Origin of the sequence: Vibrio sp. V09_P4A23P171 (assembly GCF_963875615.1) — a bacterium.
In the GTDB taxonomy this organism is placed as follows: domain Bacteria; phylum Pseudomonadota; class Gammaproteobacteria; order Enterobacterales; family Vibrionaceae; genus Vibrio; species Vibrio anguillarum.
Genome location: NZ_CAWNMR010000021.1, coordinates 23346 through 38652, shown reverse-complemented (window position 1 = coordinate 38652; position 15307 = coordinate 23346). Strand labels below are relative to the sequence as shown.

Genomic DNA, 15307 nt, shown 5'->3' with positions numbered 1-15307 from the left:
GGGAGATAGTATTTACACCATCAAGCCCAGAGATGGATAAAAACAATACTCCTTTATTTATCAATCAATTAGATCCTTCATTGTTTAGCGTAAGCTATTAACCTTACGGATAAAATAGGGTTGTGAAAAATGTTGAATTTTTATACCTCGCAAATAATCAACATTCTTCATTTTATGCGTCGGTGAATCATTGTTAGTGTTGGCCATCGCAAATTGATGTGGGCTGTGAGCATTTCTTACATCTACTTCATCTTTTTATTACTTAAAGGAAAACAAAAAAATGGCGGCTATTAGAGCTATTGTTGCTGATGATGCACTGACTACAGGTGAAGTCGGCAGTACTTTTCAAGATTTTATTGCAGAAGCTGATGGTGCAATCGAGACGTTCATTACGGCTCATACTGATGCCACTACGGGAGCACTGGATCTTTCTGCATCGGATTCTTTGGAACTGCAAAAATTGATGTCAGATCAGAGTATTGCAGCACAGACAGGGACAACAACCTTGAAGTCACTAAAAGATTCGATTATTGCAGCAGCAAGAAATATCTAATTTTATAAGAGGCATCATGCCTGTTTTTTGATGTATTTAATGACGGTGAAATATGCTTCAGCTACTTAGCCCTGACAATGCCTATTCAGGTGCCAACTTATTACTTTTATTGGTATTGGTATTGTTGTCAACGGTGTTTTTCATCTGTTTTTCTGGTTTTGTTAAATACAATATAGTGTTAAATATTATCAAAAACGCGGTTGGAACACAGCAAATCCCACCGGCGATTGTGGTGAATTTATTGGCGGCACTCATGGCGCTAAATAGTGTGTGGCCCGATATAAAACCCGGTATAGAGCGCATAAAACCTTATTTTTCTGAGCAATCAGAAAATGAACAGATGTTTGACGTGTTTTATGATCAAAGCTTGGAAGAAGAAAAACCGCAAAATATAACGATGTACTATTTAGCAAGTCATATGTTTGAGTTTTTTCCTGAGCTGTTGGAACGATCTAAAATAAAGACAAACCAGTTACTTTCCATGATTGATATTCCGCTGAACTTTGATGAAACCACGGATACGTTTAAGTATTTTCTGGGCAGTTTAGTATTAGATCTGTATCAAGGGTTTGAACTTGGGTTGAAGTTGTATTTGATCTTCGTGAGTATCGACTTCTTAATTGCCGTGATATTGAGTGGGGTGGGGATGACGATGTTATCACCAACGGTAATCTCTACCCCAGTTAAGCTTGCTGTGTTCTATTTTTCAGACAGCTGGACTCTTTTGTTCAGAGCGCTTGCGTGATATGGAAGCGGTACTTTTTCCCGATTGGCTTTTATTTGCTGGGTTGTTTTTATTCCTGAAAATTTACAACCCTACTCGGCTTTATTTGGATAATACCACGTGTTTAGCCATCGCGATTGTGCTTGCGATTGTGCTAGATGCGAGTGATTTGGCACAAGTTCCAACCCCTTGGTGGGTTGCAAGTGTTGTATTTTTTGCGCTTTTTTCCTCAGTGCCATATTGGTTAAGTGGCACGATAGGTAATGTTATTCAGCAATTGCTCTTGCTGAACGAGCAGTCTGTACAGGACCGTCGTTTTACTGATGAATCAGAAGCACTTGCTAAAATCAGCAGTCTTATTTTCCTGATGTATGCACTAGAGAGTGGTGCTTTATTTCGTCCACTCTTTGATGTATTTACGCAAACACAGAATCAAGACATCAACAATCCGTTTGAAACACTTTACTTCATGATCGTCGATAGTTTATCGATGATGATGGTTGTATCAGGGAAATATATAATTTTGATGCTCACGATTGCGGTAGGTTGTGGCTATGTGGATCTCTTTTTTAAAAAGGCGTCATTGTCTATGTTTGTTACGACAAGCATTAAAGCGATCGTAGTTATTATTATCATTAATCTCTGGTTGTTGAGTGACCAGTTTTATGTGTTCAAACAAATGATGCAAAAGGTAGGTTATGAATAATAGAGTAGAAATGACAAACAGGTTGGCTATTGCTCAAACGCATAGCGGTATGGACGATTTTGATACTGTTGCTCAGGAAGTTTCGCGAACCACGAAAGTACAAAATGAAGTAACAACTAATATCAAGGAAGAGGGAATTACTGAAGAAGACATGCTGAGTCAAGATGAGATTGTGGAGATGATACTGAAACAATCGGTTATGAATGAAACAGTGCGTCAAATGAAGCAAAACCAAGAACGTTTAAAAGAGATACTTAATGAAGATTAAACTGCTGTCATTGGCTTTTTTCTTGTGTGCAACAATGGCACAAGCCAGTGTACTAATTAAACAGCAAGATATTGATTTAAAAGGAGCCTTATCTGCAATTGCCAAGGATATGCAAGTCAAACTGGTCAATGATCTTGATGATAAAACCCAACGTCAGATTCTGACTCAAACGTTATCAGGGGAAGGGCCTGAGCTATTGAGACGACTTTCTGATGTGTATGATTTTGACTGGTATGTTTATGGTGGAATGCTAACGGTTGAAGCCGGAAAAACGTATATTAATTACGCTTATAAGCCACGTAATATTTCATCTCAAGCGTTACTGAAAGAATTGAAACAAACCTTTGATACCAACTTAACAACTAAGCTCAAATTAACCGAGCGAAGAAACTCAATTTTATTCTCTGGCACACGTAAATTTGTCAATGATGCCGTCAGTTATGCCAATATGGTGGATAAAAACCAATTTCTTGAAAACGGTAATAATTTAGAATTAGCGCGAATTGAATTTCATTTTATCTCAGTCATTGATCGCAGTGTCAGCACTTTCGATAGTACGGTCACCTTTCCAGGTGCTCAAGCATTGATTGCAGCGGCCATAACCAACATTGGACAATTTCAGAATGTCAGTGATGGGGAAATGGTACAGCGCACTTATAAAGTTAAGTTGAGTGAAGGTGAAAAACAGCAATTAGACGAGGAAGAAAAAACGTCTAATGTGCAGGCTTTACCTGCGGCCAATGCCCTTTTAGTCCGAGGTACTCCGGAAGAAATTAAACTGGCGAAACGCATCGCAGCTTTGATTGATGTCAAACGACAACAACTGCTTTTTTCGCTAAAAGTGTATGACGTCGCCGCTGATCGTAATGAGAATTTTGGTATTGATAGCGCTTGGTTGAGCGGTATCAAAGGGATTTACGATATTGTGATCCCACCTTTTACCCAGACAACTGAGTTTTTAAAAAATTTCCAAGCGCTGTCTTCCAACGGCATTGCTCGTGGTGTCTATCAGACCAATCTTTTAGTGCTTGAAAATCAAAAAGGTCACTTTGGTAAAAAAGAGACAGCGACTATCACCTTGATCTCTGAACGCCAGGTTGAAACCCAAAAAATAGAAGCCGATAACAGTTTGTATGTGACTGGCCGACTATTACCATCTGGCAATGTGCAGGCCAAAGTTGAATATATAGAAGAATCTTTAGGTGATACGGCAGATTCTGAAAGTACCAAAAGTGAGCCACCAAGAGTGAGCTCACAATCGTTGGAAACAGAAGTTTATATTAAGCCGAATCAAACGGTGATTCTCGGTGGTTTTGATAACACTGTTACTCAATCGACAACCAACGCCGTGCCAGTGCTTTCAAGTATTCCTTTCTTAGGAGAGCTGTTCAAAAACACATCGCAGACAAAACGTAAATTCAAACGCTATGTGTCTATTTCATTTGAGGTGATTGAGTAATGTTAAATCACTTCTTTAAGGTGAAAGAATTGTATCAAGATACAGTGGTTTGTCATGTTTCTATCGATACCTTTGTTGGCCAAGAATGTTTCATTCACACAGTGAGTGGGGACAAAATTCGTGGTGAAGTGATGAAAGTTGCGCAACCGAGAGTGGAGATCAAACTACTTCAACCCGGTGCGGTACAGCGTGGTGGACGAGTAGAAATCACCCCTCGTCGATTCTGTTTTCCTTTGAATGAAAAAGCATTAGTAGGGAAAGTGATCAACTGTTACGGCGAGTCACTCTATGGTGATGATTACCTAACGCAGCCTGGTGAATTTGTTGATTTACCGATCATTATTGAGCCGATCCCGTTGCAGATGCGGGCGCCTATTGAAACGGTTTTTCCAACTAAACTTAAGATTATCGATGGGTTGTTTACGATTGGTGAAGGGCAACGTGTTGGTTTATTTGCCCCAGCCGGTGCTGGCAAAACGACAACCGTATCTATTATGGCGAATAACATGGAAGCTGATGTTGTTATCTTCGCCATGATTGGAGAGCGAGCCCGCGAAGTCATCGAATTTTTAGAGGGAGAGATTGGCCCAGAAGTCATTCGTAAATCCATCACTGTGGTTTCGACATCGGAAGCGAATCCTTTGGAAAAGGTGCGTTCTGGTTTAGTCGCCGTATCTATTGCTCGCCATTTTATGGAACAGGGTAAAAAAGTGGTGATCTATTTCGACTCGTTGACTCGTTTTGCTCGTGCGCAAGCCATGCTGGATGGTACGCCGATTAAAGGTGGTATTCCGATCGGTGTGTCGCTCGCATTGTCGCGCTTGGTTGAAAGTTGTGGCAACTCAGTGTGCGGTTCAGTAACGGGTATTTTCACCGTCTTGATTGAAAAAGAGATAGATGATGATCCGATTGCTCATGAGGTGAAATCTCTGATTGATGGCCATCTTGTGTATTCAACAACCATTGCTTCGACTGGCCGCTATCCCGCTATTGATGTATTGAAAAGCAAAAGCCGTCTACAAAATAAGGTTCAGGATAAGAAATACGTCCGTTTGTCAGAGCAAATCAAAGATATGGTGTATCGCTATTTCAATGTTGAATTGTTGATTCGGGTTGGAGAGTACGAAAAAGGTAACGATTTAGAAACAGACAAAGCGATTGATCTTTTCCCGATCGTGATGGAGTTTTTAAAACAAGGTTTTGAAGGTGTCGAGTATGAAGAAACACTCGAAGCGATGGAAAGAATTTGGTCAGATTATTGAGATCGTTGATATTCGAATCGATAAACAGCAAAGAATGTTAGTTAAGCTGAGAAAACGCAATCAGGAACTGCAAGATCAGATCGAGGAATTTTGGCGGCGTATTGAAGTGTTACAGCAAGAGCTTAAAAGTTTGGTCGTGGTAAAAGAGAACAACGCACTGAGCCGTCTCTTTATGCGTCGCGAGAGTGTCAAAACGAACATTGAATCGGTTTTTTTCGACGCCTCGATTACTCGACAAAAAGCGGAGGATTTAGCTTCTGAAATAGAGCTGGTTGAAGCGGAAAAACGACGCCTTGAAAAGCGCAAAGATGCGCTTCATGAAATCCGAGAAGAATTGAGGTATGAGAAAGCATGTTAAGTAAACTCAATCAAATCACGTCAACCCCCTTGGCGTCGAAGGATAACAATTTTGAAGGTATGTTGGGTGATTTATCCGATGAACTCAATACCGTTGATGCCAGCTCTGCCACTGATACGAGCCTATCTAAGAGTAAAGATAAGTATAAGGGCGTTCTTAAAAAACGTCGTGATGTAATAGAGAACAACGCTAGCTTCGAAGGCTTGATAGCGAATACAACCGTAATGCAGAAGAATGAGCTCTCTTTTAAGCCTCAAATAAAAACAGCGGCTGATCAGAAAGTACGAATGACGGGAGTAAACGAAAATCGACGGATTACACCTTCTCTTATAACAAGAGAGACGCAGTTATCGTCACTAAGTGAAACAAAGCACCCTGTATGTGGTGTAGAGAAGATGGCTCTTAAAGAACAACCGTTGATGGTGTTGAATCGTGTAAAAATACAAGGTGATGGAATCAAGCTAACGACTGCCCATTCGGCCCTTACGTTACCGTTATCTCACGTTAAGTCGAATTTTGGCGGTTATATGTGGTCGCATTCTGAAGCATTAAGTCAGACGCAATCCAAGCAAGGAGATGGAATAAAGTCTGCCTCTCCGCACCTTACGATGATGCGACCCATGCAGGGTAAGTTGATTTCTGAGCAGGGTGTAAAGAGCCCTTCACCAGCATTAGCTCAGACGCAATCAAAGCAAGGAGACGGAGCCAAGCTTGCCTCTCCTCACCTTACGGTGATGCTACCCATGCAGGGTAAGTTGATTTCTGAGCAGGGTGTAAAGAACCCTTCACCAGCATTAGCTCAGGCGCAATCAAAGAAAGGAGACGGAATCAAGTCTGCCTCTCCTCACCTTACGATGACGCGACCCATGCAGGGTAAGTTAAATTTGGAGCCGAATGTCGGTTTACGTTCTGGAGCACAGAATCGAGAGTGGGCGATAGCACCTAGTGCGTTGAAAGAGATCCAATCTCAAATATTTATGGGTAGATTTTCTGGCGGGGATTCAAATAATTTGAAAGGTTCACCTCTTACTCTATTTGAGGCGGAGCCAAAGAATGTGCATACAGGCAGTGTTAATTTGAATCCTAGATATTCGGTCTTACAAAACTTTCCAGTAGTGAGTTCGAATTATCTAAATTATTCATTATCACCTGACCTATTTTGGCAATATCCGAAGGTAAATAGTTACCGAGTTTTTTTCGCAAAAAAATACTACTTATTTAAATTTGAAAATAATAAAGTAACCAGTTTGTTAGAGGAATATTATGACCGTACTTGATGTCACTGCTGCATGCCTAGATATTGTGAAAAATGCGATTATTATTTTTTCCTTAGGTTTTGTCATTACAGGTGTGGTTGTTGGATTATTGCAAACGGTATTTAGCGTCCAAGATCCTGGTCTTCCAATGTCAGCTAAATTAGTTGTATTTATCATTTTGCTTACACAGGTCGGTGGGAACATTTATGAACAGTTCCACCTGCTTTTTCATCAGTTATAGGATAAAAAATGAACAGATTAAGAGAGCTCGTTTATAAAACTTTAGTAGATAATTTGGGCGTGCAACCGAATTTGCTTTCAAGGATTGAGGGGAATGAACCGATCGGTATTGAATTGATCGGTGGTGAGGAGATTTTTATTAATTTACAGGAAAATGCGATACAAACTTTTGTCGAAATTCCAATCTTTGATACACGAGTTCTTCGTTTGAAATCTCAAAAAATAATGGATTTGTTATGTTCAGACGAAAGTGTTTTTATGAATGTAAAAAAGAATAAACTCATTATGATTTCTGAATTATCTGCAAATGTAATGAATGTAGACCGTGAACTTGCTGATAAATTACAATTCTTTAATAATGTGATTCACCAAGTTAAGAGTTGATAAAAGCAGGCCGTATTTATGCGGCCTGTTTTTTTTCGTTATCACTCATGAATCCATGACATAGGGGGTTGGGTGTTTTATCGTTTTAGCGCCACACGTAGTCCAAAGCGCCAACAATGGCGGCGACTTGTGCGTCATTACACTCTTGCGCTGTGACTTTTTGGCTATCTGGGTACACTTCGGTGGTGGTGCCGAAGTAGCAATTTGTGATGCCACCGCATAACCCTAACGCTTTCATGGGGTAGTTGATCACCCCTTCTTGAGTGATGGGAGAGCCGATGATCTCGCCTTTACTATCGGCTGGTGCAATGTGCGTGACTTTGCGTACCGATTCAATAATGGCTGCTTGGAATTCTGGCTGCGGATTTTCCGTATCGCCGACAGTATAAAACCCATCGGGAATTGTATCGGCTTCATATCCAATGCCATCGCGCGCTGCGAGTGCAGGGCGAAACTCGCTTTCATCACTGTCTGTAGTTTCATGCAAATCAATATGCACCAGCACGTCACCTAAGCTTGCGACCCAGCGCATTAAGCTTGCCGACTCTTCGGCTGGGCTATTGGCGTAAAATGAGCGATTAGGGTCAAGCGCTGATGGGTTCCAACGATTGATCGTTTCATAGCCCCAAGGGCTTACGCACGGGGCAACGGCAATGTTGAAATGAGATTGATACTGCTGTGCTTGAGTCGCTAAAAACTGCAACGCGCCGTGCACTCCGCTGGTTTCGTAACCGTGTACGCCACCTGTGATCAACACCGTTGGTTTGTCAGGGTTCCATGAGCGACTTTTTAAGGCAAATAATGGGTAGCGATCTTTGTCTATTGATAGTGCACCGTATTGCTCTACCTCAAAATCCGTTGCCAAAGCGTTAATCTTCGGCACGACTTCTTGCTGATATTCTCGTTTAATCGTCGTTTGCGCGAGCCACGCTTCGCGTTCTGCTGCTTGCCAAGGTGTGCCTGGCGTACCGATAGGATAAGTATAAACAGAGTGCATGAGGGTTCCTTTCTGACTAGTTGCCCACAGAGTAAGAGGTGTGAGTGTCAAGAGCAATCAAAAATACCAATCTGGATTTACCACAGCCCGTTAACAAGGTTTGATTATCCCCATTACCTTAACCTGTTTTGGAGGCAATGCAGGTTTGTTAGAGCAAGGAAATAGTCCAACTCTGGCCTGATAACTGAGGTAAATCATTGGCTAAACCGAGCGGTCACATCTAAACTGCAACCAGACCAATGCAATTGAGTGAGAACACGATTGGAGAATAGTTTCCCCCTTTCTGAACTAATGATTTCGCTAACGACCGCCTTAGACATGACGGAAGGCCAACCACCGGAGCACTGCATTCGTTGTTGCTGGGTTGGTATGCATATTGGCATGCAATTAGAGCTCGATCAGGCTGAGCTGCATGATCTGTTTTTTACCTTGCTATTGAAAGATGCGGGCTGCAGTAGCAACGCCGCGCGAATTTGCGAGTTGTATGCCACTGATGATCTCGCTTTCAAACGGCGTTATAAAACCGTCGGAACCAGTCTATCGAGTGTTATTAACTTTATCGTCAAAAATACCGGTTCAGAGCAGAGCTGGGCAGAACGTATTTTAACTACCATCGACATTTTGAAAAATGGTAATGATTATGCACAAGAGCTTATTCAAACTCGTTGTACTCGTGGGGCTGATGTGGCGCGAGAGTTGCGATTTAGCGAAGTCGTCGCGCAGGGGATCCACTCACTGGATGAACATTGGAATGGTCAAGGGCGTCCTCAACAGCTAAAAGGTGAAGCTATCCCCCTTTTCTCGCGGATTGCGTTATTAGCTCAAGTATTTGATGTTTTTCAAATGGAACATGATTTGGACGAAGCAATACGCGAGGTTACAGAGCGTAGTGGTGTATGGTTTGACCCACAACTGGTTGAGATTATTGAACAGTTGGTGGATAACCCGCACTTTGTGGCCAGCCTCAAAGCCTCTGATATCAGCCAACGAGTGATGCATTTACCACCGGCACAAGCGCATCAGCCTTTGGATGAAGCGTATTTAGACTGTATCGTCACGGCATTTGGCAAAATTGTTGATGCAAAAAGCCCCTATACCGCAGGGCACAGTGAACGAGTGGCTGTGTATACTGATTTAATCGCACGACAATTAGCCATTTCGGAAACTGATCGATCTTGGTTGAGACGCGCGGCATTACTGCACGACATTGGTAAGTTAGGGGTCAGTAATGCCATTTTAGATAAACCCGGTAAGTTAGACGATATGGAGTGGAAAGCCGTTCAGGCGCATGCCGCGTTTACTGAACAAATCTTGCGGAAATTATCGCCCTTTAAGACGTTGGCACGTATGGCAGGGGCGCATCATGAGAAACTCGATGGTACTGGCTATCCGCGTGGTGTAAACGGTGATGAGATCAGCGTGATGACTCGAATCATCACGACGGCCGATATTTTTGATGCTCTCAGCGCGGAACGCCCTTATCGCTCCGCGATGCCAATTGATAAAGCACTTTTGATCATGCAAGAGAATCTACATACTGCCATTGATCCTGACTGCTTCGCCGCGTTACAGAGCGCTCTGGCTCAATTGCCAGCCGAATATACTCAGTCACTGAGCTAGTGTTCTTTACTGCTTTGCTACTTGAAGCGTCAGCACTGTTGGTGGGATTCTTATCGCTGTGTTTCCCTTCATCAGCGCTTGGTGTTACATTTTGTCACGCTTTGAATAATGAAAATGAATAAGAGAGAATTTGCATGGCAGGCGCGAGCTTACTTACCCTTCTTGATGATATTGCAACCGTGCTCGATGATGTGGCGTTGATGTCAAAAATGGCCGCGAAAAAAACGGCAGGCGTATTGGGGGATGATTTGGCGCTCAATGCTCAGCAGGTGTCTGGTGTTGCCGCTGAACGAGAGATCCCAGTGGTATGGGCAGTGGCTAAAGGCTCATTTCGCAACAAATTAATTTTGGTTCCCGCCGCCTTGCTGATGAGCTCATTAGCCCCTTGGCTGATAATGCCGCTCTTGTTAGTCGGTGGACTTTTTCTCTGCTTTGAAGGGGCAGAAAAAATCTTAGAAAAAGTGTTTCATACCAGTCATCACAGCACCGCTGACGCGGATGAGCGCATGCTCACTGACGTATCGATTGATGACTATGAAAAACGTAAAGTCGCTGGGGCGATTCGGACCGATTTTATTTTATCGGCCGAGATCATCGTGATTGCGTTGGGGACAGTGCAAGGCCATAGCATGGTGACACAAATTTTGGTGGTGAGTTTGATTGCAGTGGTCATGACCATCGGCGTTTATGGTTTGGTGGCAGGCATTGTGAAATTGGACGATTTAGGTTTCTACCTAGAGCGTACTTCAGATGGCGCAGGGCTGCGTGCTCGCTTTGGTAAAGGGTTGATCAGTTTCGCGCCTAAGCTCATGAAAGCATTAACTGTAGTGGGTACCGCCGCGATGTTTTTAGTGGGCGGTGGCATTGTGGTGCACAACGTCCCTTTTATTCACCACGTGCTTGAACCTGTGATTGCAGCCGTTGCTGAACTCTCTTTATTAACAGTAGTGATGCCAACCTTGCTTAATGGTTTCGTTGGTTTACTCGCCGGGCTGGCTGTGGTTGCAGTGTGGGGGATGGTGAGTAAATTGAAACCGTACCATTAATTTTTTTTATGGTGATGATAACCATATTGAATGGTGATTTGCCCGCAGACGAATAGACTAGCGCTTTTCGTTTTTGGCAGTTCCCATTATGCAGTGTGCGTTTTTTGATCAACAGCTGTGCCGTTCTTGTACTCATTGCGCGGTTTCTTATTCAGAGCAGGTGAAGCGCAAAGATTTGGCACTAAAAGCGCTGTTTTCAACGCAGATGCCACAGCAGTGGCTAGAACCTGTCATAAGTGAAGAGACGGGGTTTCGTAACAAAGCGAAAATGGTGGCTCTTGGCGCGGCTCATGCACCGATCTTGGGTGTTGAATCCATGGTTGATGGGCAATCAACGCCCGTGTCGTTAGTGCAATGTGCTCTCTACCCACAAGAGACACAAGCGCTATTAACTTATCTACAAGATTGGATCCGTAGCTCGGGCATTCCTCCCTATAATAAAGCCAAGAAGAAAGGCGAACTCAAATACATATTGCTCACACGCAGCGAATATTCAGGTGAGTTTATGCTGCGTTTCGTACTGAGAAGCCGCGAAGCTTTAGGCCGAGTTGAGCAAAACCTCGCGCGGCTTCAGGCGCAGTTTCCAACCATTCGCGTCGTCTCAGTTAACCTTCAACCCATCCACATGGCGCGCCTAGAAGGTGAAGAAGAGATTTTTTTAACCGAGTGTGAGTATTTGATTGAGCAGTTTAATCAGGTGCCTATGGTTATCCGCCCGAAAAGTTTTTTCCAAACCAACCCGCATGTAGCGAAGCAGTTGTACGCGGCGGCGCGTGATTGGGTGAGAGAGATAAACCCAAGTCACATGTGGGATCTGTTTTGTGGCGTGGGCGGTTTTGCCCTACATTGTGCCAGTCCCACTACGGCAGTCACAGGAATTGAAATTGAACCAGAAGCGATCGCCAGTGCTAAACGCTCTGCCAAGACGATGGGCATTACCAATTTAGACTTTGCTGCGCTGGATTCTGCCCAATTCTCACAAGCTCAATCAATCGCGCCTGAGTTGGTGCTAGTCAACCCTCCGCGTCGTGGTTTAGGAGCTGAATTAGTTGAGCGATTGGTGGCTTTATCACCCAAACACATCATTTACTCAAGCTGTAACCCGCAAACGCTGATCACTGATATGCAAGGTATGGTGGGCTACTTACCCAAAAAACTGCAATGGTTTGATATGTTTCCACATACCGATCATAGCGAAGTGATGGTGCTATTAGAGCGTCAGCCTAAGCCGAGATAAGCGCTATGTGGTGCAAAAATGATAAAGAGAGGGAAGCCGCGGCTTCCCTTTTTGATGCATTAATGGGCTATTTTACTGCCCACGCGACCATTTCACCGGCGCGGATCGGCACCACAATATCTGAGCCAAATGGCATACTTTCAGCAACTGGCCACTCTTCTTTGACCAAAGTAACGGTGTCGTTATTACGGGGTAGGCCGTAAAAATCAGGGCCATTGTGACTGGCAAACGCTTCAAGGTTGTCAATTTTACCAACTTGCTCAAACACCTCTGCGTATAACTCTAAGGCTGCGTGCGCTGTGTACGATCCAGCGCAGCCGCAAGCGGCTTCTTTTTTGCCTTTGGCATGAGGCGCAGAATCAGTACCCAAGAAAAATTTCTTATTGCCCGATGTCGCTGCCTGAATCAGCGCAAGCTGGTGGGTGTTGCGCTTAAGGATTGGCAAACAGTAAAAATGAGGGCGAATACCACCAGCGAGCATGTGATTACGGTTATACAGTAGATGATGCGCCGTGATCGTTGCCGCTACATTCTGGTTCGCATTTTGTACAAACTTGGCAGCATCGGCGGTGGTGATGTGTTCTAACACTATTTTCAGATTTGGGAAATCATTAACAATAGGAGCAAGCACTGTATCGAGGAAGGCTTTTTCTCGGTCAAAAATATCCACATCGTGAGCGGTTACTTCGCCATGAATCAGCAGCAGCATGCCAACGTCTTGCATCGCTTCTAATACTGGGTAAATATTTTGAGCGCAGGTTACGCCAGAATCTGAATTGGTGGTCGCCCCAGCCGGATAAAGTTTGGCTGCCACGACAGCGCCAGAAGCTTTGGCTTTGCGGATCTCATCAGGTGTCGTGTTATCGGTGAGATAAAGCGCCATGAGTGGCTTGAAAGAATCACGTGGTTTTTGCGCCATGATGCGCTGTTGGTACGCTAATGCTAATTCTGTGGTGGTGATCGGCGGGACCGTATTGGGCATGATCAGTGCGCGGCCGTTGTAGCGACTGATGTCTCGTACTGTATCGGCCAACACATCACCATCACGTAAGTGAACATGCCAGTCGTCTGGACGAGTAATTGTTAATGTTTTCATTGGTTGCTCCCACCGGAAAATAAATTGATTGGAGCTTAAACGGGCTTCGCTTTTAATGTGCGCGCAATCGCTTACGTTTAAGCGACAGGATGATAGAGGAAACAGGGGTGAATTTCATCCTTTTATTTTCCATAGGGTTAGCCAGCTTTGGTGATTTCCATTATCATCGCGTTATAAAAATACCTTTAAAAAAGCATAAGGATAGGCCATGTCGTCAGCTCAACTCTCACAAATTAACGTCTACCCAGTCAAATCGATAGGCGGTATCGCGCAGTCCACCGCTTGGGTTGAAAAACAGGGGTTGGCTTTTGATCGGCGCTTTATGATCGCGTTAGCTGATGGTTCAATGGTCACTGCGCGTAAATATCCAAAGATGGTTAAGGTCAATTCAATACTGGTTGCAGATGGTTTGATCTTTACGGCAGCGAACCAATCTCCGTTAAAACTGCGTTATGCAGATTTCAAAATGCAACCTTCTCCAGCGCAAGTGTGGGACGATAACTTTACCGCTTACACCACAACCGATGAAGCGGATGATTGGTTTAGCCAAGTGTTAGGCCAGCGTGTTGAATTGCTGTTTACCGGAGAGCAATCAAACCGAATGCGTGAAAAAGTGGGTCACAATGTCAGTTTTGCTGATGGCTATCCAGTGCTGGTCATCAGCCAAGCTTCACTTGATGAACTTAATCGCCGCAGCCCTGAAGTGCACAGCATGGATCAATTTCGTACCAATCTAGTGGTACGAACCGATGAGCCTTTCGCTGAAGACAGCTGGAAGCGGATCCGAATTGGTGAGGTAGAATTTGAAGCGGTAAAACCTTGCGAACGCTGTATTCTCACTACTGTTGATGTGAATAAAGGGGCTTTTCGTCCAACCAAAGAGCCGCTAAGAACCTTGTCACAATTTCGTGCTAACGAAAGAGGTGGGGTGTTTTTTGGGCAAAATTTAGTCGCAAAAAATGAGGGGATGATTCGAGTTGGCGACAGCGTTGAGGTGCTTGAGTACAAAGAGAAAGAGTTTTATCGAGATTTGGGCATGAGTCACCATGTGATGACCTGTGTTGAGCGTGAAGCGATTGCGCGTGATTTTGTCACGTTCTGGCTAGAGCCGAAAAAGGGTGAAATGCCAAATTATCAACCTGGGCAGCACCTACCAATCGAAGTTGTGATCGATGGCGAGAACGTGGCGCGCCGCTACACTTTGTCATCTAGCCCATCGCGCCCGGGTCGGTTAGCGATTTCAGTCAAACGTATTGATGGCGGTAGAGTTTCTAACTGGTTGCTTGATCACTTGCAGGTAGGAAGTACATTGACCACGCAATCACCGGATGGCTCGTTTCATCTGTCGACTCAGCACCAACAACCGTTGTTACTGTTGTCGGCTGGAAGTGGCGTGACGCCTATGTTATCGATGTTGCGCTATCTTGCCGACAATCAACAAATTCAAGATGTGGTCTTTTATCATCAATGCCGCAGCGTTGAGGATATTCCTTGCCGTGTTGAACTTGAAGCGCTTAAGCAGCGACATCCGGGGTTGAAAGTCTTCATTTCTCTGACTCAAGCTCCAGTAGATTGGTTTGGCCTGAAAGGCCGGCTCTCTTTATCTCACCTTAAGCAAATCCAACATGTGACTGCTCGCCAAGTGTTTGTGTGTGGGCCTGATGGTTTTATGCAGAAAGCAAAAAGCTTATTGTTGAAAAAAGGGCTTGCGGAAGAATCTTACCACCAAGAAGCATTTGGTGTGGCGCACACCGTCGCAGCTGAGCTGAAAACGTTACAACTGAGCGTCAATGGCCATGTATTTGAGGGTAATAACCAAACGACCTTATTAGATCAAGCCGAAGCCGCTGGCATTGCGATTGCCAACAGTTGCCGAGCAGGGTTCTGTGGTGCGTGCAAGGTGACTGTGCAGTCGGGCAAAGTGCATCAACCTGACGTGCCAGCACTGCCTGAGCATGAACGTCATCTTGGTTTCGCTTTAGCGTGTTGTTGTATTCCTGAAACCGATATTGAGGTTGTAAACTAGTTTTCGCCTCACGCTGTTGCACTACAGTGACTTTGTCCAATAAAAATGCCTCTTGGGTCAGTGTTGACCGCAAGA

At 44.2% G+C, this 15307-nt stretch carries 16 protein-coding genes; 14 read left to right on the top strand and 2 right to left on the bottom strand.

The genetic code is table 11. The annotated features are described in order from the left end of the window. The first annotated feature begins 280 nt into the window (after positions 1-280). The 10 genes from AACT23_RS07895 to AACT23_RS07850 are packed head-to-tail and all read left to right on the top strand — an operon-like array spanning position 281 to position 7210. Complete coding sequence (locus AACT23_RS07895) at positions 281-553, top strand: hypothetical protein (protein WP_017047164.1); 273 nt, start codon at positions 281-283, stop codon at positions 551-553. A gap of 52 nt (positions 554-605) precedes the next feature. After that, positions 606-1298 (top strand): flagellar type III secretion system pore protein FliP, encoded by a 693-nt coding sequence (locus AACT23_RS07890; RefSeq protein WP_017042612.1) that lies wholly within the window; start codon positions 606-608, stop codon positions 1296-1298. A gap of 1 nt (position 1299) precedes the next feature. Next, positions 1300-1983 carry a type III secretion system apparatus protein VscT2 gene (locus AACT23_RS07885; protein WP_094130123.1) on the top strand — a complete coding sequence of 228 codons (684 nt, stop codon included), beginning with the start codon at positions 1300-1302 and terminating at the stop codon, positions 1981-1983. After that, positions 1976-2251 carry a hypothetical protein gene (locus AACT23_RS07880; protein ID WP_017047161.1) on the top strand — a complete coding sequence of 92 codons (276 nt, stop codon included), beginning with the start codon at positions 1976-1978 and terminating at the stop codon, positions 2249-2251. The genes AACT23_RS07885 and AACT23_RS07880 overlap by 8 nt, the downstream gene beginning before the upstream one ends. Next, complete coding sequence (locus AACT23_RS07875; RefSeq protein WP_017047160.1) at positions 2241-3710, top strand: type II secretion system protein GspD; 1470 nt, start codon at positions 2241-2243, stop codon at positions 3708-3710. Before AACT23_RS07880 ends, AACT23_RS07875 begins: the two co-directional genes overlap by 11 nt. After that, complete coding sequence (gene vscN2 / locus AACT23_RS07870) at positions 3710-4972, top strand: type III secretion system ATPase VscN2 (RefSeq protein ID WP_019280810.1); 1263 nt, start codon at positions 3710-3712, stop codon at positions 4970-4972. Before AACT23_RS07875 ends, vscN2 begins: the two co-directional genes overlap by 1 nt. Continuing rightward, positions 4926-5330, top strand: a complete 405-nt coding sequence (locus AACT23_RS07865; RefSeq protein WP_019280809.1) for a hypothetical protein — start codon at positions 4926-4928, stop codon at positions 5328-5330. The genes vscN2 and AACT23_RS07865 overlap by 47 nt, the downstream gene beginning before the upstream one ends. Next, on the top strand, positions 5324-6607 hold the full coding sequence (locus AACT23_RS07860) for a hypothetical protein (protein WP_094130120.1): 1284 nt from the start codon (positions 5324-5326) through the stop codon (positions 6605-6607). The genes AACT23_RS07865 and AACT23_RS07860 overlap by 7 nt, the downstream gene beginning before the upstream one ends. Next, on the top strand, positions 6594-6827 hold the full coding sequence (locus AACT23_RS07855; RefSeq protein ID WP_017047156.1) for a flagellar biosynthetic protein FliQ: 234 nt from the start codon (positions 6594-6596) through the stop codon (positions 6825-6827). Before AACT23_RS07860 ends, AACT23_RS07855 begins: the two co-directional genes overlap by 14 nt. A gap of 8 nt (positions 6828-6835) precedes the next feature. Further along, complete coding sequence (locus AACT23_RS07850) at positions 6836-7210, top strand: hypothetical protein (protein ID WP_013868054.1); 375 nt, start codon at positions 6836-6838, stop codon at positions 7208-7210. 85 nt (positions 7211-7295) lie between these two features. Here AACT23_RS07850 and AACT23_RS07845 read toward each other — a convergent pair whose 3' ends face one another. Continuing rightward, positions 7296-8207 carry a M14 family metallopeptidase gene (locus AACT23_RS07845; protein ID WP_176428696.1) on the bottom strand — a complete coding sequence of 304 codons (912 nt, stop codon included), beginning with the start codon at positions 8205-8207 and terminating at the stop codon, positions 7296-7298. Between the two features lie 291 nt (positions 8208-8498). Between AACT23_RS07845 and AACT23_RS07840 the strand changes: the two genes are divergently transcribed. From AACT23_RS07840 to rlmC, 3 genes are all read left to right on the top strand, one after another. After that, a complete protein-coding gene (locus tag AACT23_RS07840; protein ID WP_094130114.1) occupies positions 8499-9827 on the top strand; it encodes an HD-GYP domain-containing protein in 1329 nt (442 codons plus the stop codon). A gap of 134 nt (positions 9828-9961) precedes the next feature. Further along, the gene (locus tag AACT23_RS07835; protein ID WP_094130111.1) at positions 9962-10873 is read left to right on the top strand and encodes a DUF808 domain-containing protein; all 912 of its coding nucleotides are present in this window, start codon (positions 9962-9964) and stop codon (positions 10871-10873) included. Positions 10874-10961: 88 nt separating this feature from the next. Next, entirely contained in the window at positions 10962-12110 is a 1149-nt protein-coding gene (gene rlmC, locus AACT23_RS07830; protein ID WP_029189716.1) for a 23S rRNA (uracil(747)-C(5))-methyltransferase RlmC, read from the top strand. A gap of 67 nt (positions 12111-12177) precedes the next feature. Here rlmC and pyrC read toward each other — a convergent pair whose 3' ends face one another. Next, complete coding sequence (gene pyrC / locus AACT23_RS07825) at positions 12178-13206, bottom strand: dihydroorotase (protein WP_094130108.1); 1029 nt, start codon at positions 13204-13206, stop codon at positions 12178-12180. Positions 13207-13414: 208 nt separating this feature from the next. On the opposite strand from pyrC, the gene AACT23_RS07820 reads away from it, so the two are divergent. Continuing rightward, complete coding sequence (locus tag AACT23_RS07820; protein ID WP_094130105.1) at positions 13415-15232, top strand: hybrid-cluster NAD(P)-dependent oxidoreductase; 1818 nt, start codon at positions 13415-13417, stop codon at positions 15230-15232. The last annotated feature ends 75 nt before the right edge of the window (positions 15233-15307 follow it).

Excerpts from the sequence above, each read along its gene's own strand:
- AACT23_RS07895 (WP_017047164.1), top strand. The coding sequence starts at position 281 with ATGGCGGCTATTAGAGCTATTGTTGCTGATGATGCACTGACTACAGGT.
- AACT23_RS07890 (WP_017042612.1), top strand. The coding sequence starts at position 606 with ATGCTTCAGCTACTTAGCCCTGACAATGCCTATTCAGGTGCCAACTTA.
- AACT23_RS07885 (WP_094130123.1), top strand. The coding sequence starts at position 1,300 with ATGGAAGCGGTACTTTTTCCCGATTGGCTTTTATTTGCTGGGTTGTTT.
- AACT23_RS07880 (WP_017047161.1), top strand. The coding sequence starts at position 1,976 with ATGAATAATAGAGTAGAAATGACAAACAGGTTGGCTATTGCTCAAACG.
- AACT23_RS07875 (WP_017047160.1), top strand. The coding sequence starts at position 2,241 with ATGAAGATTAAACTGCTGTCATTGGCTTTTTTCTTGTGTGCAACAATG.
- vscN2 (WP_019280810.1), top strand. The coding sequence starts at position 3,710 with ATGTTAAATCACTTCTTTAAGGTGAAAGAATTGTATCAAGATACAGTG.
- AACT23_RS07865 (WP_019280809.1), top strand. The coding sequence starts at position 4,926 with ATGAAGAAACACTCGAAGCGATGGAAAGAATTTGGTCAGATTATTGAG.
- AACT23_RS07860 (WP_094130120.1), top strand. The coding sequence starts at position 5,324 with ATGTTAAGTAAACTCAATCAAATCACGTCAACCCCCTTGGCGTCGAAG.
- AACT23_RS07855 (WP_017047156.1), top strand. The coding sequence starts at position 6,594 with ATGACCGTACTTGATGTCACTGCTGCATGCCTAGATATTGTGAAAAAT.
- AACT23_RS07850 (WP_013868054.1), top strand. The coding sequence starts at position 6,836 with ATGAACAGATTAAGAGAGCTCGTTTATAAAACTTTAGTAGATAATTTG.
- AACT23_RS07845 (WP_176428696.1), bottom strand. The coding sequence starts at position 8,207 with ATGCACTCTGTTTATACTTATCCTATCGGTACGCCAGGCACACCTTGG.
- AACT23_RS07840 (WP_094130114.1), top strand. The coding sequence starts at position 8,499 with ATGATTTCGCTAACGACCGCCTTAGACATGACGGAAGGCCAACCACCG.
- AACT23_RS07835 (WP_094130111.1), top strand. The coding sequence starts at position 9,962 with ATGGCAGGCGCGAGCTTACTTACCCTTCTTGATGATATTGCAACCGTG.
- rlmC (WP_029189716.1), top strand. The coding sequence starts at position 10,962 with ATGCAGTGTGCGTTTTTTGATCAACAGCTGTGCCGTTCTTGTACTCAT.
- pyrC (WP_094130108.1), bottom strand. The coding sequence starts at position 13,206 with ATGAAAACATTAACAATTACTCGTCCAGACGACTGGCATGTTCACTTA.
- AACT23_RS07820 (WP_094130105.1), top strand. The coding sequence starts at position 13,415 with ATGTCGTCAGCTCAACTCTCACAAATTAACGTCTACCCAGTCAAATCG.